Source organism: Hymenobacter arizonensis, assembly GCF_900115775.1.
Lineage (GTDB): Bacteria > Bacteroidota > Bacteroidia > Cytophagales > Hymenobacteraceae > Hymenobacter > Hymenobacter arizonensis.
Genome location: NZ_FOXS01000005.1, coordinates 280787 through 300396 on the forward strand (window position 1 = coordinate 280787; position 19610 = coordinate 300396).

At 61.1% G+C, this 19610-nt stretch carries 14 protein-coding genes; 5 read left to right on the forward strand and 9 right to left on the reverse strand.

All coding sequences use genetic code 11. The features are described 5' to 3' along the window. Positions 1 to 80 precede the first annotated feature (80 nt). Both BMZ66_RS17775 and BMZ66_RS17780 read right to left on the reverse strand, forming a co-directional pair. Positions 81 to 506, reverse strand: a complete 426-nt coding sequence (locus BMZ66_RS17775) for a response regulator (protein ID WP_092677116.1) — start codon at positions 504 to 506, stop codon at positions 81 to 83. Between the two features lie 59 nt (positions 507 to 565). Then, a complete protein-coding gene (locus BMZ66_RS17780; protein WP_092676765.1) occupies positions 566 to 2803 on the reverse strand; it encodes a sensor histidine kinase in 2238 nt (745 codons plus the stop codon). Positions 2804 to 3377: 574 nt separating this feature from the next. Between BMZ66_RS17780 and BMZ66_RS17785 the strand changes: the two genes are divergently transcribed. Both BMZ66_RS17785 and BMZ66_RS17790 read left to right on the forward strand, forming a co-directional pair. Further along, complete coding sequence (locus BMZ66_RS17785) at positions 3378 to 4253, forward strand: carboxypeptidase-like regulatory domain-containing protein (RefSeq protein WP_092676767.1); 876 nt, start codon at positions 3378 to 3380, stop codon at positions 4251 to 4253. 377 nt (positions 4254 to 4630) lie between these two features. Beyond that, positions 4631 to 5533, forward strand: a complete 903-nt coding sequence (locus BMZ66_RS17790) for a histone deacetylase family protein (RefSeq protein ID WP_092676769.1) — start codon at positions 4631 to 4633, stop codon at positions 5531 to 5533. 243 nt (positions 5534 to 5776) lie between these two features. On the opposite strand, the gene BMZ66_RS17795 is transcribed toward BMZ66_RS17790, so the two are convergent. The 3 genes from BMZ66_RS17795 to BMZ66_RS17805 form a co-directional block, all read right to left on the reverse strand. Next, complete coding sequence (locus BMZ66_RS17795) at positions 5777 to 6478, reverse strand: methyltransferase domain-containing protein (protein ID WP_092676771.1); 702 nt, start codon at positions 6476 to 6478, stop codon at positions 5777 to 5779. Between the two features lie 10 nt (positions 6479 to 6488). Then, positions 6489 to 7685, reverse strand: a complete 1197-nt coding sequence (locus tag BMZ66_RS17800) for a type III polyketide synthase (RefSeq protein WP_092676773.1) — start codon at positions 7683 to 7685, stop codon at positions 6489 to 6491. A 213-nt stretch (positions 7686 to 7898) separates the two neighbouring features. After that, positions 7899 to 9029, reverse strand: coding sequence for an NAD(P)/FAD-dependent oxidoreductase (locus BMZ66_RS17805; protein WP_234795143.1), 1131 nt, complete (start codon positions 9027 to 9029; stop codon positions 7899 to 7901). A 162-nt stretch (positions 9030 to 9191) separates the two neighbouring features. Between BMZ66_RS17805 and BMZ66_RS17810 the strand changes: the two genes are divergently transcribed. Continuing rightward, complete coding sequence (locus tag BMZ66_RS17810) at positions 9192 to 9578, forward strand: T9SS type A sorting domain-containing protein (protein WP_092676775.1); 387 nt, start codon at positions 9192 to 9194, stop codon at positions 9576 to 9578. Positions 9579 to 9864: 286 nt separating this feature from the next. Here the strand turns inward: BMZ66_RS17810 and BMZ66_RS17815 are convergent, their stop codons facing one another. From BMZ66_RS17815 to BMZ66_RS17825, 3 genes are all read right to left on the reverse strand, one after another. Next, positions 9865 to 10944 carry a flavin-containing monooxygenase gene (locus tag BMZ66_RS17815; protein ID WP_092676777.1) on the reverse strand — a complete coding sequence of 360 codons (1080 nt, stop codon included), beginning with the start codon at positions 10942 to 10944 and terminating at the stop codon, positions 9865 to 9867. A 3-nt stretch (positions 10945 to 10947) separates the two neighbouring features. After that, positions 10948 to 13842: a PAS domain-containing hybrid sensor histidine kinase/response regulator gene (locus tag BMZ66_RS17820; protein WP_092676779.1), complete on the reverse strand. Its 2895-nt coding sequence runs from the start codon at positions 13840 to 13842 to the stop codon at positions 10948 to 10950. A 72-nt stretch (positions 13843 to 13914) separates the two neighbouring features. Beyond that, on the reverse strand, positions 13915 to 15273 hold the full coding sequence (locus BMZ66_RS17825) for a sigma-54-dependent transcriptional regulator (RefSeq protein WP_092676781.1): 1359 nt from the start codon (positions 15271 to 15273) through the stop codon (positions 13915 to 13917). 357 nt (positions 15274 to 15630) lie between these two features. Here BMZ66_RS17825 and BMZ66_RS17830 point away from each other — a divergent pair, with 357 nt between their 5' ends. Then, positions 15631 to 17874, forward strand: a complete 2244-nt coding sequence (locus tag BMZ66_RS17830) for a T9SS type A sorting domain-containing protein (protein ID WP_143080269.1) — start codon at positions 15631 to 15633, stop codon at positions 17872 to 17874. A gap of 310 nt (positions 17875 to 18184) precedes the next feature. Continuing rightward, positions 18185 to 19066: a DNA/RNA non-specific endonuclease gene (locus tag BMZ66_RS17835; RefSeq protein ID WP_092676786.1), complete on the forward strand. Its 882-nt coding sequence runs from the start codon at positions 18185 to 18187 to the stop codon at positions 19064 to 19066. A 48-nt stretch (positions 19067 to 19114) separates the two neighbouring features. Here the strand turns inward: BMZ66_RS17835 and BMZ66_RS25215 are convergent, their stop codons facing one another. Beyond that, complete coding sequence (locus BMZ66_RS25215) at positions 19115 to 19585, reverse strand: hypothetical protein (protein WP_143080270.1); 471 nt, start codon at positions 19583 to 19585, stop codon at positions 19115 to 19117. Between the last annotated feature and the right edge of the window lie 25 nt (positions 19586 to 19610).

Here is a 19610-nt window from a genome sequence, read left to right on the forward strand (position 1 = left end):
TCGGCTAAGAATCTTCGAGGAAGAGGAGCCTACTATTCCCTTGAGCGGTGCGCAAAACAAACGGCAACTTATTGTTGCCACTAAATGGGCTCTGTCACCCTAGCAGCAAAGTTTGCCTGGATAATGTCCAGAAATTTATCGGTCGTGAGGGGCTTGGTGAGGAAGCCGGAAACGGGCAGATGGTGGGCGCGCTCCACGTCGCGCGGGTGCAGGGAGGTGGTGAGCATCACCACAACCTTAGCACACTGCTGCGACGTGGGAAGGGAGTGGTAGGCATCCAGGAACTCGAAACCGTTCATCAGCGGCATGTTCACGTCCAGCAGAATCAGGTCCGGGCAGGTCCGAAAGTCGTCGTGGCACTGGGCATTCACGAGGGCCATGGCCTCTACTCCGTTGAGGGCCGTGAGGATGTGCTCAACAACGCCCAGCTTATTGAGCAGCTTGCGGTGTAAATAATTGGTGGTGGGGTCGTCGTCGACGAGCAGAACGCAGCGTAATCGGGGCATGGCGGGGTGGGGGGAGAACGCCAAAAGGCCCGGCACAGCGTTGAGCAGCGGAAAGCAGGTTAGCAAGGAAAGTATACGGAGAAGGTAGAGCCCTGACCGGGTTTACTTTTCACCTCAATCTTGCCACCGGCATTCTCCACCAGCTTCTTCACCATGTGCAGGCCCACGCCCGAACCCTCGACGTGGGTGTGAAAGCGCCGGAACAGGCCGAACAACTGGTGGTCGCCGCTCAAGTCCAGGCCGAGGCCGTTGTCTTCCACTTCCAGCACCAGATATGCCGCCTCTACCCGGCTCCGGATGGTCACATTAGCCTCCCGTTCGGGGTTGTGGTACTTGAAGGCGTTGCTCACGAGGTTGTAGACCACTGAGCGCAGGTTTTTCTCGGCAAAGGTGATGGTGGGCGTGGCCGCTACGTTGACGTGCAGGTGGCCGCCCACTTCCTGCAGCAAGGGCGCCAGGTCTAGGCGCACTTCGTCGATGACTTGGCTCAGCACCACCGGGGTTGCAAACTGGTTGTATTCCTTCTGTAGCTTGGTGATGTCGGTGAGCAAGGAGATGGTGTGGGTGAAGCGCTCCACCGAGTTCTGAATCAGGTCCAGAATGAGCGCCACTTCGCTGCCTTTGGCGGGCGCAGGCAGCTCTTCGCGCAGCGTGGCGAGCAGGCCTTCAATGTTGGAGATAGGGGCTTTAAGGTCGTGCGAGGCCGTATACACGAAGTTGTCCAGGTCCGAATTGATGCTCACGAGCTGGGTATTGGAAGTGGCCAGCTCTTCGTTGGTGGTGTGCAGTTCTTCGTTGATGGCGGCCAGCTCCTGATTGAGCTCTTGCACCCGCCCGCGGGCCCTGACCTGGTCGGTCACGTCGTGCGCAAACACCAGGACCCCGTCGATGACGCCGTAGCAGGTGCGCCGGGCTTGGTAAGTAAACGTGCAGTACATGTCTTCCAGGGGCGCCCCTTCGTGGCGTGCAATGCGCAGGGGCATTTCCCGCGCCAGGTAGGCTTCGCCCGTGGTGTAGACCTCGTGTAGGAGCTGCGGAATGGTTGAGCCGGCTAGCTCAGGCAGGGCTTCCAGCAAGGACTTGCCCAGCAGCTCGCGGCCCGGAAACATGCGCTGATAGGCCGGGTTCACCAGCTGGTACACCATCGCTGGTCCGTCCAGAATGACAATGGGAGCCGGCGCCTGCATGAACAGATTTTGCAGCTGCTCGCGCTGGGTTTCGCGTTCCTGGCGGGCCAGAACTTGCTCGGTCACCTCTTCAGCAAAAACCAAAATCCCATCGACCCGACCGCTGGCATCGTGCGTGGCTTGGTAGGTGTAGTTGAAGTAGTCGGTGCTCAGCTGCCCGGAATTAGAGCGGTCCAGCACGGCTGGGACCTCTTTGCCATAGTATGACTCGCCCGTGCGATACACTGCGTCGAGCTGGTCGAAAAAGGGCTGATTTTTCAGCTCTGGCATGGCGGCCCGGTACAGCAGTCCGGCTAGTTCGCGGCCGCTGAGCAAGCTGCCAAATCGCTCGTTGACCAGCTCCACAAAATGGTTGGGCCCGCGCAGCTGGGCGATGAGGGCGGGGGCTTCGGCAATAAGGGCGCGGAGGCGGTGGCGCTCGGCCTCGGCCTCGTTGCGCGCCCCTTCCAAGTCCTGGGTGCGCTCCAGCACGTGGGCTTCCAGCTGCTGGTTGAGCTGCCTTAGCTGGTGCTGCGCTTCGCTCAACGCGGTGTTGGTGCGCAAGTGTTCGTCGTTGGTGGCGTGTAGCTCGGCGTTGGTGGCGGCTAGTTCTTCGTTGAGCTGCTGCACCTGCTGGCGGGCGCGCACCTGCTCGCTAAAGTCATCGGCTTGGGTGGCGGCGCCAGCCTGGTGCAGGGTTGCGTCGGCTGCCGCGTGGGGCTGGTCGGCGGTATCGGTGGAACTCACCACTAGCAAGTCGCCGCTGCGCCGGGCCGTTCCTTGGAAGTGGTGACTCAGGCCATTGGCCTCGTAGTTGAAATCGAGGCGGCCGTCCTGGCCGGTTTCATAGGTGCGCCGGTACAGGTCGAAAACGCCGTTGGTAAACGTGCTAGGAAAGCCGCTGCGCAGGGTTTCGCTGGGCTGCTCGGGTAAGCCCGCTCTGCGCTGAGCGGCGGGGTTGAGGTAGTCAAGGGTGAAATCGTGAATCTCGCCGGCCTCGCTGTAGGCGGGGCGCAACAGGCTGACGGCCGTCAGCGAGATGGCCAACAGGTCGCGCATCAGGGGGTCGAGCTCGGGAAGAGGAACGAGGGCCGCAGCATCGCCATGAGACGGAACCGAAGTGGTGGACATGGCGGCGGAACTAAAAATAAACTAAGAGAAAGACTATAAAGGTACCTTAAATCATACGGTTCTCGACAGTAGTGGAAGGGCTCAAGTGCGGGCCAGCGGTTATGCCCGTTTCGGGATGGTATTAGCGTGAGCCATTACAAGTCATAGGCAGGGCCGTGCCGCTCACCTTAGCAACGACCATAGGCCCGGGGGGGGCATTAATATGCAAGCACAGGGGCTCGCACCGGGTCAAAAAACGCGTTTGCTTGCCGTATTGGCCAATGACGAATCCCTCGAAAGCCGCTTGTCGCGGCGGGGTGTGCCGGCCAGCAGCCTTAGGGCCTCCCGTCACCGAGGCGCTAGTCGAGGTTGCCGTTGGTTCGATTGTTTTGCAAGTTTTAAACGTGGTTTGGTGATGCGCTCGGCCGTTGTTCTTTGTCTTGGCCGCTGGCTGAATAAAGATGCCTGGTTGTAAGGCAAGACCAACTTTAAAATTGATTGTCTTGCCTAAGCTTTCAGCTAGCTACGGGTTTCGAAAGCAACCTTTGGCGGATGCTGGTGCTCCATTCCTCGTTGTTCAGCTTACCAGTTCCGCATGTTTCGTTGCACGTTTTCCCTGTTGTTTCTGCTCTGCCTGAGCTGCACGCTTAGCGCCCAGGCCCAACTGCTGGCCGGCCGCGTGGTGGCCGAGGGTTCCGGTGTGCCGGTAGCTTTCGCCACCATCGGCGTCAAGGGCAAACCGGTGGGCACCACCGCCGATGCCTCCGGCAGCTTTTCCTTTCAAGCTCCGGCTACTGTTTCCGCCACCGACTCCGTCATTATTTCGTGCATTGGGTACCGCGCTTTGCGCCTCACCATTGCAGCCTTGAGCAAACCGGCTGCCGTGTGGCCCTTGCAGCCCGCCAAGCAGGCCTTGCAGGAGGTGCAGGTGCGCCATCGGCAAGTAACGCCAGCCATTATTGGCCGCAACTCCAAAGGCGGCACCGCCCGCTGGAGCACCAGCATCCGCGACGTGACTTCCGTGGCGTCCGACGAACGGGGCTGGGAGGTGAGCACCATTCTGCCCATCCGCCAGAGCTGCTACCTCGACGCCTTTAGCGTCTACATCGAGCAGAACGGGTTTCAGCGCATTCGCCTGCGCTTTACGCTCTATGCCGTGGAAGGCGGCAAGCCCACCAAATCGTTGCTCACCAACGACATTCAATTCACCATTCCGAGCCAGCAAACCGGCTGGAGCAGCGTAGACTTGAGCCCCTACAACCTTCATCTCCCCAAGGGGCAAACCGTAGCTGTGGGCGTGCAGTGGCTGCAGGGCGAAAAGCTGCCCGAGGCCACTCAGGCCTTCGGAGGTCCCGGCGCCTTCCCCTCGGTTGCGCACCGCGTGGCCGTGCGCAACAAGAGCGAGGACGAATGGCGCGTGCTACCCATCAACGTCAGCATGTATCTGAACGTGCAGCAATACAAAGAGTAACATGGCACTAAGGCGCTGGCCTAGCCCTGCGAGCCTCATTCACGGCCGATTCAAAGAGCTGCCACAGCTCATCCTGACTTCCGCAAAAAGAAAGCCCCAGCCTCATCGGCCGGGGCTTTTTGATGTCTCTGGGGTTTCCTCAGCTTTGCCAGCAGCTGGTGGTCGTACTCGCAGCAGCAAGAAGCAATACAACGCGCACAAAGGCAAGCGTAGTTGTGCTTTATTGCTATTTAATAATAATACGTGCAGAGTAGGGGTCGTAGTTCCCCGTTTGCTGGGCCGCTGGCCATATTGCTGAGGCGCAAACCGCTATTTACGGCCGGTTGTGTTTCTTTTGGCGCTTGCCGACCAGTTAGCCCCACGGCTGTTATTGCTTCATGCTCCCCATTGCCTTCGCGCCCACCTACGCTCACCCGCTGCCCAACGGCCACCGTTTCCCCATGTTGAAGTACGAGCTGCTGCCCGAGCAGCTCCTGCGCGAGGGTACCGCTTCTGCTTCCGATTTCTTCGTGGCCACCCCACCAACTACCGCTGATATTTTGCTCGTGCACGATGCCGAATACTACGAGCGGCTGCGCCTGGGCCAGCTGACGCGGCAGGAGGAGCGGGCCACCGGCTTTCCGTGGTCGGAAGCCTTGTTTGAGCGCGAAATCACCATTCTGGGCGGCACCATCGAGGCAGCGCGGCTGGCGCGGGTGCACGGGGTAGCCTTCAATATTGCAGGCGGCACGCACCACGCTTTTCGGGCGCGCGGCGAAGGGTTTTGTCTGCTCAACGACCAAGCAGCCGCGGCGGCCTGGCTGCTGGCGCACGTGCCCACGGTAAAAAAAGTGCTCATCGTCGACCTCGACGTGCACCAAGGCAACGGCACGGCCGCCATCTTTCAGCACGACCCGCGGGTGTTCACGTTTTCCATGCACGGCGCCCGCAACTACCCTGCCCGCAAAGAAACCTCCGACCTCGACCTGCCCCTGCCCGACGGTACCGACGACGCCCATTACCTGCAGCTGCTAGGCCACACCCTGCCGCGCCTACTCGACGAGGTGCAGCCCGACTTCGTGTTCTACCTCTCCGGCGTCGACGTGCTGGCCACCGACAAGCTAGGCCACCTGGCCCTCACCCGCGACGGCTGCCGCCAGCGCGACGAGCTTGTGCTCGGCCTCTGCCACCGCCACCATCTGCCAGTAGTGGTGTGCATGGGCGGCGGCTACTCCGAGCGCATCGCCGACATTGTGGAAGCCCACGCCAATACCTTTCGTGTCGCCGCCGGGCTTTACTAGAGCTGTTTAATTAAGAACGAAAACTCCCCTCCTTGGATAAGGAGGGGATGTTCGCGCTTCAGCGCGAACGGGGGTGGTTGGATTCGTTGAACCGAAGGTCGGCGTAGCCAACGACACCCGAACGATGCGGCCGCAAGTCGTTCAACGAGCCAACCACCCCAGTTGCCGCTTGCGCGGCAACGTCCCCTCCTCAGCTGAGGAGGGGAGTTTGAGGTTCAGTAACTTGCAATAGTGTAGCCTTGCTTAGCTAAAAAGCACGACTTGCCAGCGGAAGGCCCAGCGCCACCGCAACGCATACCGCGTGATGCCGGCCCGGGCCAACAGCGCCACCCAGTCGTGCCGCCGAAACGCCCGCGCTACCGACAGCGGCGCGTCGTGACGCACCAGGTAAGAGCCGCCCAGCAGCCGCGTCAGCCACTTAATGCTGTGATAAGCCAGCCAGTGCCGGTGCAGGTCGTTGATGACCACGGCTACTTGCGCCTGCTGTTGCCATTGGCGCAGCAGCGTCACCAGCTCATCATCGGTGAAGTGGTGGCAAAACAGGCTGCAGGTGAGAATGTCGTAGGGCTGCGCCTGAAATTCCGACGAGAAAATATCGAATTGCCGGTAGCTGATTTCCGGGTATTCCCGGCTTTTGGCGGCGGCGTAGTCCAGCATGAATTGGTTGGCATCAATGCCTGTCAACTCCACTGCAACCCTGTTTTTGCGGGTCCAGCGGGCCACGTGGCGCAGGGTATCGCCGCCGCCGCTGCCCAGGTCGGCCAGACGAAGAGCCTGACCTTGCGGAAAATGAGGTTTCAAGCGCTGCAGCGCATCCAGCACCGGGGCGTAGCCGCCCAGCCAGGTGTTGATGGTTTCGAGCTCGTCGAGGTTCTGGCGCAGGGCATCGGTGGCCAACGTCAGGTCGTCCATCAACTCAGGGCCGGAAGCTCTTTCATTTAACATCTAACAATTATCATTTAACAGCCAGGGCCGCTTCGATGAGCACGCCTTCTGGCTCGTTCGCTTCTTCTGAACGGTCAATTGCTAATTGTTCATTGCTAACTGTTAATTGCAACAGCATGGCCTCTATGGTCAGGCCGGGGCCAAACGCGAAGCTGAGCACCGGCGCGCCGTGGTCGGCAGGGGAGGCGTTGGCCAGTATATCACGCAGCACATAGAGCACCGTGGCCGACGACATGTTGCCGTAGTCGCGCAGCACCCGGTAGGCGTGGCGGTTGTCCTCGTGGGTCAGGCCCAGCTCGGTTTCAATGGTTTCGAGAATTTTGCGGCCCCCCGGGTGAATGGCAAAGTGCCGGATGTCGGCCAGCTGCACCGGCAGGTTGCTCAACAGGTCGGCGGTGAGGCGGCCGATGCCGCGCTGAATCAGCTTCGGCACGTAGCTCGACAGCGTCATCTCAAACCCAAAGTCATTGATGTGCCAGGCCATGTCGTCGTGCCCATCGGGCTCCAGGCCGCAATGAAAGGCTTGCAGGGCCAAGCTGGGGGCACCGTTGGGTAGGGGCTCGGCCTGCACCAGGCAAGCGGCCGCGCCGTCGCCAAACAGCGCGTTGCTGATGAGGTGGTCTTCCTCGGGGCTTTTCTGGAAATGGATGGTGCACAGCTCCACGCTCACAATGAGCACGCGGGCGTTGGCATCGGCCAGGCAAAAAGCGTCGGCCAGCTTCACGGCATTCACCGCCGCGTAGCAGCCCATGAAATTCACGCAGGTGCGGCGCACGTCGGGGCGCAGCCCCAGGGCTTTCACTAGCTCAATGTCGAGGCCCGGAGCGTACATGCCCGTGCAGCTCACCGTGACAAGGTGGGTGATGCTGGCCGGGGCCACGTCGGGCACCTGGCGCAGGCAGTCGCGCACGGCCTCGGTGGCCAGCGGCAGGGCTTCGCGGCGGTACACCGCCATGCGCTGGCCCACGCTCGGAAAGGGCTCTAAATCCGGAGTATTAGGGAAAAACGTGTAGTCGCCATTGGCCTGGCCGTAGTCGGGCAACACCGAGTAGCGGTGCTCTATCCCCGACACCCGGTACAGCGCCCGCAGCTTGCGCGCGTCGTTATCGCCAAAAGCCAGGGCCCTTGCCATGAAGTCGGCAATTTGCGGCTGGGCGATGCGGTGGACGGGGTTAGCAGTGCCGATGGCACCTAAATAACTCGGCATTCCGGGAGTAATTACGATTTCAGATTTGGTCAATAGTCGAGTATCTCGGCTGATGAATGTACGCAGGGCGGGTTCATCAGGCCCATTACTTACGGTATAACAAACGTTTTTACGCTTTGCTTAGGTGAAATCACGACAATAAGATTCTGGCGTTGGGGTTGCCAGCCCCTTTCAAAGGGTGGCCCAGCGTGCTCTGCCCTGCTGTGCGGCCCCTTAAAACTCCTGGCCGTGCGTGCGGCTCATCAGGGCCTTCACAGCCCCAGGCCAGTACCGCAACCCACCCACTACCACCTCGCTAAGCACCGGCCCGCCGAACAGCCGCTGCACTGCCCGGCCCACCCGCAGCCGCGCCCCAAACTGCGCGTGCCAGGCCCGGGAATAGGCCGTTTCCATCTCGGTCCGCGTGGTTTTGCCACTCAAAAAGTCGTGGGCCGCGCTGGCCGCCAGCGCCGCCCCGTGCAAGGCCATGGCCATGCCGTTGCCGCACAGCGGAGTTATAAGCCCCGCCGCGTCGCCGCACATCAGCACGTGCTGTTCCACGGGCTGCTTGGGCGCGAAGGAAATCTCATTAATGACTTCGGGCTGCGGGTACAGCATTTCGGCCGAAGCCAGAATCTCGCGCAGGTGCGGATTTTGGGCCAGCACCGCCTGCTCCATGGCCGGAATGGTGCGGTGGCGCTTCAGGTTTTGGCGCGAGGAGAGGTAGCAAAAGCACAGCTTGTCTTCCTCAATGGCCGAGATGCCGGCGTAGCCATCGGCGAAGTTGTGCAGCGCAATCAGGTCGCGCGGGAAGCCGGGCAGGCGCAGATGGTACTTCACGCCGAGGTAGGGCGAGCGCTGCGTGAAAAACGAGCGCTGCAGCTGCCGGTCGAGGTTGGCGCGCTTGCCGTAGGTGCCCAGCACTACGCGGGCCGTCAGCTCGCGGCCATCGGCCAGGGCCACGCGGTGCTGGTCGGTGGCGGGGTCATAAGCTACGTCGGTCACGGTGTTTTGCAAGTAGAACGTGACGCCCCGGGCCTCGGCCAGCCGGTACAAAAAGTTGTCCAGAGAATAGCGGCTCACGCCGAAGCCGCCCAGGTCCAGGGTGGCCGTGAGGCGGCGCCCGCCCGGCGAGGTCAGCATAAACTTGCTAATGGCGGCCGGGGCCAGCGCGGCAGGGTCGGCGTGCAGGCGGCGCAGGTAGGGCAGCACCTCGTTGCTCACGTATTCGCCGCACACTTTATGAAACGGGTAGCGCTTGCGCTCCACCACGGCCACCTGGTGCCCGCGGTCCGCCAGGTCCAGGGCTGCGGCCAGGCCAGCCAGGCCTCCCCCGATAAGTAAGATGTGCACTTTTTGGGTCAAAAGAATGAGAACGATAGAAAGGAAGCAGCCGTAATTTATCGTGCTTTTAGTATATACCTTAGGCCTGCTGCAATCGCAGTTGTACCTTTGCCAACTAAAATTGGTCGCACTCGTTAAGTCTTAGCGCCCTGCGCTTGTTTCTGCCGCCCACTAATTAGTACTATGATGCAACGGTTACTTTTATCTCTGTTATTATTTGCTTGTCTGAGCCTCAGCGTTGGGCCTTGGATAAACCCGCTGCCAGCCGCGGCAGCAGCTACCAGCACCGGTCCCGGCCAGCAAACCAAGCCGGGCGACGACCGCACGCTGCTGGTGTACCCCAACCCCACTACGGGCATTGTGCACCTGACCATCAATAACCTGCAAGGCAAGAAAGTAGAGCTGAGCGTGTTGAACGTTATCGGCTCGGTGATGTACCGCGAAACGCTTACCGAGATGAACGACCGGTACACCAAAATGCTTGACCTCAGCAAATTTGCCAACGGCCTGTACTACGTACGCCTGGAAGCCGACAACACCAGCCAAATGTGCAAACTGGTAATTCGCTAGTGCACGCACATTCCTCAGTTTAGAACGCATAAAAAAAGCCGCTGTAAAGCGGCTTTTTTTATGGGCAAAAACGGAAGAAACTACTTCACGCGAACCGGCACGGGGGCCAGCATTTCTTTTACGTTTGATACCGTGTTGAGAGCAAGAAAGACGGTGACCGCTAAGAGGCCGAGCATGAAAATAAACATAAGACTAGAGAAAAGGCGGGTGGATAAAAAGTAACTCCTTGCGGGGAGCAGCAATGTACCTATTCAACCGCTAAAAGCGTGCCGGGGTTTCAATAAGATTACGGCATTGCGAGCAGGGCCTCTACCACGCGGCGGGCATCGGGGCCGGCACCGTTGAGCAGGGCCGAGCGGCGGCTGTCCAGCCAGTTAAGGCCTAAAAACGCCACGCCCGGCGCGGTGGTGATGCCTCGATGGTGCTGCGGGCTGCCATCGGCGGCAAGAATGGGCAGGTCTATCCAATCATAATCGGGGCGGTAGCCGGTGGCCCACACCACGGCTTCGAGCGGGGGCGTCGCCGCCCGCCGGCCCCGAATGGCGCCCGAAGGCATCGCCGCCTCGGCTCGCCCAATAAACTGGGCGTTGGCCCAGCGCCGCAGCTTGGCCAAATCGCCGCTCACCACCGGCTCGGGGCTGTTGAACATGCGGCGGCCCAGCGCCGAGTGCCGCGAGATGCCCAACATCCCAGTGCTGACCAGAAAGGCCCACATTACCTCATTATTGGGCATGGCCGGGGTTCTTTCATCGAAGGCAACAAACACCGGGCGGCCCGTAGTGGCCAGGTCGGCCGCTATTTGCAGGGCCGAATTGCCACTGCCCACCACCGCTAGTGGTCCGCTGCCCGGCACCTGGGCCGGGCGTTGGTAGTCGCGGCTGTGCAGCTGCAGCACGGCGGCGGGCAGCTGCGCCGCCCAGGCCGGCACCTTGGGCGCGGTGTAGGGGCCAGTGGCTACAATCACGCGCTGGGCGGCATAGGCCTGGCCCGCAGCGGTTTCTACCACGTAGCCGCCAACGGGCGCGGCGGCTAGGCGGGTTACGCGGCGGTTGGTTTCGAGCGGAAAGTTGAAATGCGCGGCGTAGTCGCGCAGGTAGGCAATGGTTTCGTCGCGGGTGGGATAGCGCCGGCCCGGGCCAGGCCAGGGCCGGCCCGGCAGCCCGCTGGCCCAGGCCGGCGAAAACAGGCGCAGCGAATCGTAGCGGGCCGCCCAGGCAGCACCAGCAGCGGGCGCAGCGTCCAGAATCCGGAAGTCGACGTTGTGCTGCTGCAGGTAGTACGCTGCGGCTAGCCCCGCCTGCCCCGCCCCAATCACAACCGTGTTGGTGCTGATAAGCGCAGGCGCAGTCGGGTCGGGTGAGGCCATGCGCTACTGTTGTTGCTCCTCGGGAAATTCCGTGCGCAGGTCGGCCATTACCTGTTCGGTGGTGGCGCGCACCAGGGCCACTTGCTGAGCCGCGTGGCTAGGGGTGGGCGGCTTGGCGCCGTAGTTTTCTATTTCACGGATAACAAGGCGCAGGCTTTCCACGCCCAGGCCGTCGAGGGAGCTTTTGAGGTGGTGTGCGGCGTCGCCCACTTCTTCCCAGTTGCCACGGGTCAGGGCTTCGTCGAGGGCGGTGAGAATGGCGGGCGTGGTTTCAATGAAAGCCCAGGCCAGGCGGCGCACAATTTTTTCGTCCTGCCGCACCAGTTGGCGCACGTTGCTCAGGTCGTAGAGAGGTTTTGCAGAAGGCATGTTCGGCGTGGTAGTATAAAGGGGCGTGGGTTCGGCAAGTACCTGCTGGCGGGTCAGCACGTCCTGCATGGTGTCGAGCAGCTGCTGTTCGCGGTAGGGTTTGGCAAGATAGCCGTCAAAACCGGCCGCTTGCAGTCGCTCGGCTTCGCCAGCCTGGGCGCGGGCCGTGAGCGCAATGATGGGCGTAGCTGCGCGGGCGGGCTCGGGGTGCTGGCGCAGGAAGCGCGCGGCCGTTTCGCCGTCCATGCCGGGCATCTGAATGTCCATGAGCACCAGGTCGAACGGGCGGTGCTCGAAGAGCTGAATGGCGGCCGGGCCGTTGGCGGCCGTGGTCACCTGCCACCCCCAGTTGCGGAGCACGGTTTCGGCCAGCAGGCTGTTCACCAGGTTGTCTTCCACCAGCAGAATGCGCCCGCCGGTGGTGTCTACGGGGGTGTGGGCTGTGTGCAGGGGGCCGGGCGAAATGGCGGCTGGCACGGGCGGGAAGGCTAGCGTGAAGGCAAAGGTGCTGCCTTGCCCTATTTCGCTGCTCACTTGCAGCACGCCCCCCATCAGCCGGACCAGGCCCTCCGAGATGCTCAGGCCCAGGCCCGTGCCGCCGTATTCGCGGTCGGTGCTGGCGGCGGCCTGCGCAAACGGCTCAAATACTTTTTCGAGGGTGGCCGGCGTCATGCCCACGCCGGTGTCGGTGACGGTGAATTGCAGCCACACCGTGCCCGCCGGCTCGGTCCGGGACCGGGGCGGCGCCACCTTGCGGCAGCGCAGCAGCACTTCGCCCGTTTCGGTGAACTTGATGGCGTTGCTGACCAGGTTGAGCAATACCTGGCGCAGGCGGTGGGCATCGCCGAGCACCGGGGGCAGCTTGGTGGGCTTGGCCACGCGCAGGCGCAGCCCTTTTTCGTGAGCGCGGGGCCGCAACAGGGCCGCGCAGCCCATGAGCAGCTCTTTGGGGTCGAAGGGCGAGGTTTCGGGGCTTAGCTTGCCGGCGCCGAGGCGGGCAGTGGTCAGCACGTCGTTGAGCACCATGAGCAGGTGGTCGGCCGACTCGCCCAGCAGGCGCAGGTAGTCGTGCTGGCTGCGGCTGAGCGTGGTTTTCGACAGCACCCCGGTCAGGCCCAGAATGCCGTGCAGCGGCGTGCGGATTTCGTGGCTCATGTTGGCCAAAAAATCCTGCTTGGCCTGCGCGTCGACCTCGGCGGCGGCTATGGCGGCTTCCAAGGCCTGCTGGGCTTGCTTGAGCTCCGTGATGTTGCTGTCGACGCCCAGCACCTGGGCCGTGCCGTCGGCCCGCACAAAAAGCCGCTTCACGCTGCTGAACCACGCCACCTGGCCGTCGGGGTAGGTGTAGGACTCCTGCAGGGTCAGGTCTTGCCCGGTGGCCAGCACCTGCTGGTCCTGGGTGCGGTAGCGGTCGGCTTCGGCGGTGGTCATGGCGGGGGCCTGGCCTGTGCCGTGCAGCACCAGCTCATCGGGTGTGAGGCCGTAGAGGGCCGCCATGGCTTTGTTGGCCAGTAAGTAGTTGCCCTCGCCGTCTTTTAAGTAAACGGGGTGCGGCAGCGCATCAATCACCTGCCGGAACAGGCGGTGCTGCTCGGCCAGGTGTGCCGTGGCCGCCTGGCTGCGCTCCTCCGACGCGCGCCGTTCGGTAATGTTCTCGGCAACGCCAATAATGCTGGTGACTTGCCCACTCGCGTCGCGGGCAAACGGGGCGTGCGTGCTGCGCAGCCAGCGCAGGCTGCCGTCGCGGTGGCGCACACTGAACTCCAGCGTCAGGGGTTCGCCGCCGGGCAGCTGGGCCACCTGGGCAAAGTGTTCGCGCAGCTGCTCCAGCGCCGGGGGCGGCACCAGGCCGGGCAGGAGAGCATCTTCGGAAAACGCCAGCAGCTCCTCGCTGGTGTAGCCCAGCACCTGCTCGCTGAGGCGGTTCGAGTAGGTGTTGCGCTTCTTGCTCAGGTCATAAATAAAAATGAGGTTCGGCACCAGGTCGAGTACTTGGCGTAGCAGGTGCCGGCTTTGGCGCAGCTCCTCCACAGCGGCGCGGTGCCGCGTCACGTCTTCGGCGCTGCCCAGCATTTCCAGCACCTGCCCATCGGGCGTGGGTGCGCTGGCCCGCAGGCGAATGCGCAGCCACCGCCAAGTGCCGTCGCGGTGGCGCAAGCGGCAGTCCCAGCTAAGGCCCTGCCCGGCTGCGAGCAGCCCTTCAAGGTCGTCGCGCTGAAGCTGCTGCCGGGAAGTGGGGTGCAGCAGGCAGCCCAGCGACGCGCCCATGGCCACAAGCTCCTGGCTGCTGTAGCCCAGCACGGTCTGGCAATGCTGGTTGCACTGCGTTAGCTGGCGGCGGCGCAGGTTGTAGTTGAAGAGAATAAGGGGCACCTTATCGGCCAGGTTCTGCTCCGATGGCGGCTCAGTATTTGCTGGCGACAGCAGGGAGAGGGCATGCGCTTGGCGAGCCGCTCGTTCGGCTACCCGGCGTATAGCCGGCATGGCCGCCCGGCGGGCCAGGCGGGGAACACGAGAGAAGCGCATCATGGGGGAAAGCGAAGCGGTAGAAGAGAAGAGCTAGTAACAAATAAACACTGTAATACTCACATCTTAACGATACTAGCCGATGTGAACTTCCCTCTGCTGAATCATGCGGTATACCGTGGACTTGCCAATGCGCAGGCGTGCCGCCACGGCCAGCACATCGCCCCCCATCTCGTCGAGGCAGTTTTGCACGATGGCCGTGGTCTGGTCGCGCAGCGACAGCTGGCGGGTGGGGTCTTCAGGGGCCCGGCCCGCACGCAGCGGCAGGTCTTCGGCCTGAATCTGCTCGCCGTCGGCCAGCACGGTGGCCAGTTCTACTACCGCCTTCAACTCGCGCACGTTGCCCGGAAATGGGTGGGCCAGGAGCCGGTCGCAGGCCTCCGTCGTGAACTGACGCAGCGGCAGGTTGTTGAGGGCGCAAAAGTTGCGCACAAACGCCTCGGCCAGCAGCAGCACGTCGTTGCCGCGCTGGCGCAGGGGCGGCAGCACAATGGGAAGGCCCAGTAGGCGGTAGTACAAGTCTTCGCGGAAGCGGCCGGCCTCAACCTCAGCCAGCAGGTCGCGGTGCGTGGCCACAATCAGGCGCACATCAAATTCCACCGCTTGGTTGCCCCCCACGCGCGTCACCTCGCGCTCTTGCAGCACGCGCAGCAGCTTGGCTTGCAAACTCAGGTCGAGGTCGGCTATCTCATCCAGAAAGAGCGTGCCGCCGTTGGCTTCCTCCAGGCGGCCCACCCGGCGGGCGACAGCCCCGGTGAAAGCGCCTTTTTCGTGCCCAAACAGCTCGCTCTCCACCAGCTCGCGCGGGATAGCGGCCATGTTAACAGCCACAAACGGCTGCCCGGCCCGGCTCGATTGAAAGTGAATGGCTTTGGCCACCAGCTCCTTGCCGGTGCCGGTTTCGCCGCTCACGCTCACCGTGATGGTGGTGCGGGCGGCCTTGGCAATGAGCGTGTGCACCAGCTGCACCGAAGAATGCTCGCCCAGGATGGCCTGCTCGCGGCCAAAGCGGTTGCCGATGTGCTTGCGCAGCTGGTTGTTGTCGTGCCGCAGGCGCACCTGCTGCTCCACCTTGCCCACTATGTTCCACAGGCGGTCGAGGGTGTGTTCGTCTTTCACCAGGTAGTCGTAGGCGCCTTGGCGCAGCATGCTCACGGCCGTGCCCACGTCTTCCTGGCCCGAAATCACAAGCACCTCCGTGTTGGGCAGCCGCTCGCGAATCTTCCGTAGCACTTGCTCGCCCTTGGCATCGGGCAGCGAATAATCGAGCGTAATAAAATCGGGCAGCTCACTTAGCTGGTCCAGGCAGGCACGAGCCGTGGAGAAACGCTGCACGCTGTGGTTGGGGTTCTGGCCCAGGCGGTGCATCAGCAGCTCCCCGTACCACGCGTTGTCCTCAACAACAAAGATTTTAAAGGGTAGAACCGACGTCATGGTAGATGAACGAGGTGGAAGCCTCTTGGTAAACGAATAATAATAGCTTAAGCTGAACCGTAGCGTTCGATAGGCATTGGAAATATTATATTACAAAATTAGGCATAAAGGGTCCCTTTTATAAAAAATACTGGGAAAATAAGGCACATACGTAACTCCAGGATGCTTGGATTTCGTCAAATTCTAGGTGAAATTCTAGTTTTTGGAACAAAATCCCAAAATGGGACAGCTCAACTTTGTCTTGACAAACCTATGTTCCTGATTCTTAACTAACGAGATAAAGAAGCACGTGATGGCCACTCAATTGCATGCACGGACGAGGCTCCGCGCCAAAAACTCAAAACTTTTTTGTTCGTTATGCAAATCTTTACTGTTAGCTGTTCATCATTTGCTCGCCTTTGGGCTTGCCTGCTCACGGTTGCTGCCCTCTCGGCGGGAATCGGGGTGGCCAGGGCCGCACCTATCTACTCCAACGACGGGCATGCCTCTACGCCCGACCGCTACGATGCAATACGGGTACTTGGAGTAATAATTTCTGAGTCGGGTGTTCAAAACCACAACCGGGCTGCCGATGCCGACCTGACCAACTACGCAACCATCAACTCGGGCATAGGAATTCTTTCCTCGGTGCAGCTGCATCTGGAGCTGAACCGCAGCTCTACCGGCGGCAAGCCCGGCGACCGGGCCGGGGTGCTGGTGAGCAACGTGGCCACCAACCAAAATCTGCTGAACCTGAACGCCCTGGGCGTAATCACCCTACGTACCTTCAAAGCCGGAACGCTGCAGGAATCCGAAGTGGTGTCGGCTGCCGTAGCCCGGAGCTTGGCCCTGGGCGGCGAACGGCCCACCCAGCTGGAGTTCATCGCCAGCAAAGCCTTCGACCGCGTCGACATTGTGGTGGGGGGCGTAGTGGGCGTATCTTATAAGCTGCGGGTATATTATGCTTACGCGGTGCCCTCGCTGGTGCAGCAACCATCGCGCGGACTAATATCTCGGTTCACAGGCTCCGGAAGTGCGCTGGCTCCTTACTACGGCACGGGCACCGGCGGGGTAGGGACAGTGAGTGTATGCGCCAACGCCGGGGTGGCCAATCCCGGCAATGCCGTCGACGGCAACCTGAGCAACTACGCCAGCTTCAACAGCCTGGCTACTGTTCTCTGCCCCTCGGCCTTGTCCGTGAAGCTGGAGGGCGCACAGCCGGCCCCGGCTGGTTACTACGCTGGCTTTGTGATTGGGAGCGGCGGCCTGCTCGATGCCAGCGTGCTCTCGGGCTTGCGCATCAGCACCTACCTCAACGGCGTACTGCAGGAATCCCAAACCGGAGCGGGCATATTGGAGCTGCGGCTGCTGCCCGATGGCAAAACGCAGGTAAGCTTTCCCACCAATTTCAATTTCAACGAAGTAAAGATTGAGCGTGTGGGCCTGCTATCGGTGCTCGATAACCTGGAAATCTATTACGGTTTTGGAGTCGAGCCCAAAGCATTTGCAGCCACCACGGAAGTATTGTCCAACTTCGACCCCAGCCAAACGGCCGGGCACTGGGAAGTGAAAAACAACTCGGTGTTGTGCGTGCTGAGCTGCGGTGTAACCAACCCGGCCGGTGCCGCCGACAACGACCCCAACACGGTGGCCGTGGTGACGGTGCCCCTCTCCGTGCTTGCAAACGTGGAGCTGAAGCTGGACCTCAACGGCCCAAGTACCAGTGGTGTTAACGTGGGCCTAGCCGGCAACCGCGCCGGTGTCGTTATTGGTGGCGGTTCCAACCTGCTCGACCTCGCGCTGCTGGACAAAATCACCCTTACCACGTACGATGCCGCCGGCAACCTGCTGGAAAGCGCATCGGGCAGCTCGCTGCTCTCCCTCACTTTGCTGCCCGATGGCCGGCAGGAGCTGTCGTTTCTCACTACCCAGAACTTTGCCTCGGTGCAGTTTGGCGTAGCCGGCGGCGTGACGGGCCTGGTCAACATTCCCATTCACAACGCCTTCGCCAACGACCGCAGCGGGGGCCTGCCCACCATAGCCGGGCCGCTGCCCGTGGAGCTCACCGCCTTTGCTGGCCGCTGGGCCAACGGCGCCGCCGACCTCAGCTGGGCCACCGCCACCGAACGAAACAGCAGCCACTTTGTAGTGGAGCGCTCCACCGGTCGCGAAGCAGAGTTTCGGGCCGTAGGCCGAATCGAGGCCGCTGGCAACACCTCCAGCGCCAAAACCTATAAGCTGCGCGACACCGAAGCCGGCGCCCAGGGCGTGACCATGCTCTACTACCGCCTGCGCCAGGTTGATGTGGACGGCACCCAGGTTTACTCGTCGGTGATATCGGTGGCCGTGGGGCCGCAGACTGCGGCTGCTCCGCGCCTGGAAGTGTACCCGAACCCTGCCACCGAAGCTGCTGCTGTGATGGTGCGCTGCCCCAACCTGGCAGCTGGCGGCACGGTGCTTACCTACTCGCAGCTGGGCCAACTGGTGAGTCAGCAAGCCGCCACCGAAGCCGCAGCACACCTGCAGCTGCCTGCGCTGGCTCCTGGCCTCTACCATATGGTGCTGCGCGACGCCTCCGGCCAGGCCGTTGCCACGCAACGCCTAGTAATCGGCAACCACTAGGTCACCTTAATTTTTCTGCAAACGAAAGCCCTGCTGGCATTGCCAGCAGGGCTTTTTTGTGGTGTAACCGCAACACTCCCTCGACCCGGAACAGAAGGTCAAGATGGTAGAGGCTTAAGGGAAAGGTAAGGTGCTTAATAATATAATTTATTAAATTTAAGTACGTGTTTATTTAAAAACATGCAATTTATTAGGGGTATTTTGACAAGACTAGTAATAATGTATGCGTAACACTGCGGTAGTGGTGAGGCAACTCCTGCCAAGGAATTTTGTCGGCACCATTCACTCCCACTTTTTCCTGTTCCCATCTATGAAGCTTGCTATTACCCGAATCAGCAGCCTGGTGCTGCTTGTGGCTTTGGCCACCGCGTGTTCAAAACAGGAATTAACCCCCGCTGCCGCCCCCATTCCCTCAGTGGCAATCCAAGACGCTACCCGCGACAGCCACCTGGCCATGGGCAACCCCAGCGGCGCCACCACCAATACCGCCTACCCCAGCAACTACCTCATGAGCAAGTCGCAGTACGCCCTGTCGTACAACCGCGACAAGGGCAAAGCCAACTGGGTAAGCTGGCACCTGAGCAGCGCCTGGGTAGGCAGCACCGCCCGCCAAGACAATTTCGCCGCCGATGCTACGCTGCCCAGCGGCTGGTACCGCGTCACGAGCAGCAGCTACACCGGCTCGGGCTTCGACCGGGGGCACGAGTGCCCTTCAGCCGACCGCACCGGCTCCGTGGCCGACAACTCAGCCACGTTTCTCATGACCAACATGATGCCCCAGGCACCCCAGAACAACCAGCGCACCTGGGCCGGCTTAGAGAACTACTGCCGCACCCTCATCAACCAAGGCAACGAGCTGTACATCATCTGCGGCAGCTACGGCACGGGGGGCACAGGCTCGGCCGGTTACAAAACCACCATCGACGCCGGCCGCGTAACCGTGCCCAACCGCTGCTGGAAGGTAGTGGTGGTGCTGCCCGAAGGCTCGTCCGACGCCAGCCGCGTAACGACCAGCACGCGCATCATTGCCATCAACACCCCCAACGACAACGCGCTGAACACGGACTGGGGAACTTACCGCACGTCGGTCAATGCCATTGAGTCGGCCACGGGCTACAACATTCTCTCGGCCGTGTCCACGGCCGTGCAGGACGTCATCGAAGCACGCGTCGACAACGGCCCCACCAGCTGAGTTGCTGCCTAGCGCAAAGCAAAAAAGCCCGCGGTACTCAATTGAGTATCACGGGCTTTTTTGTGTCCGGACGCAAGCGCTGCTTTTATCTCGGAATAAACAGCCAAAGTTACGGTTTTGGTTAAAGGCAGTGCAAGCGCTAAATTTTGTTGAAAAAAGATTTACAGCACTATACATACCATAAATCTCGGCTATCTCTTTCCAATCGCAGAAAATGAAGATTGAAAATAAGTCGAAAAAAAAGCCCGATAAAAACTTAACATTACCTGGGATTTGGTCGGCGAAATGATTCCGTAATTTTGCATCGTGCTTCAACCCAAACACCAGTTGATGAAGTGCGGGCTGCTTACTGCAGCCCCGCAGCGAGACCGGAAGGTCTTGTTCGCCGTCGGTTTGTCCGATTTTCAGCTTGTTTTTTCTGATTGTTGCCCCGCCGCCGTTTCGTGATTTCGAGACGGTTTTTTTATGTCCAAATGGGTCAGTTGACTTCACTAATCTCAACTCTTTTTTAACGCCCAAATTTAATTTTAGCTGTCAGCTGCTG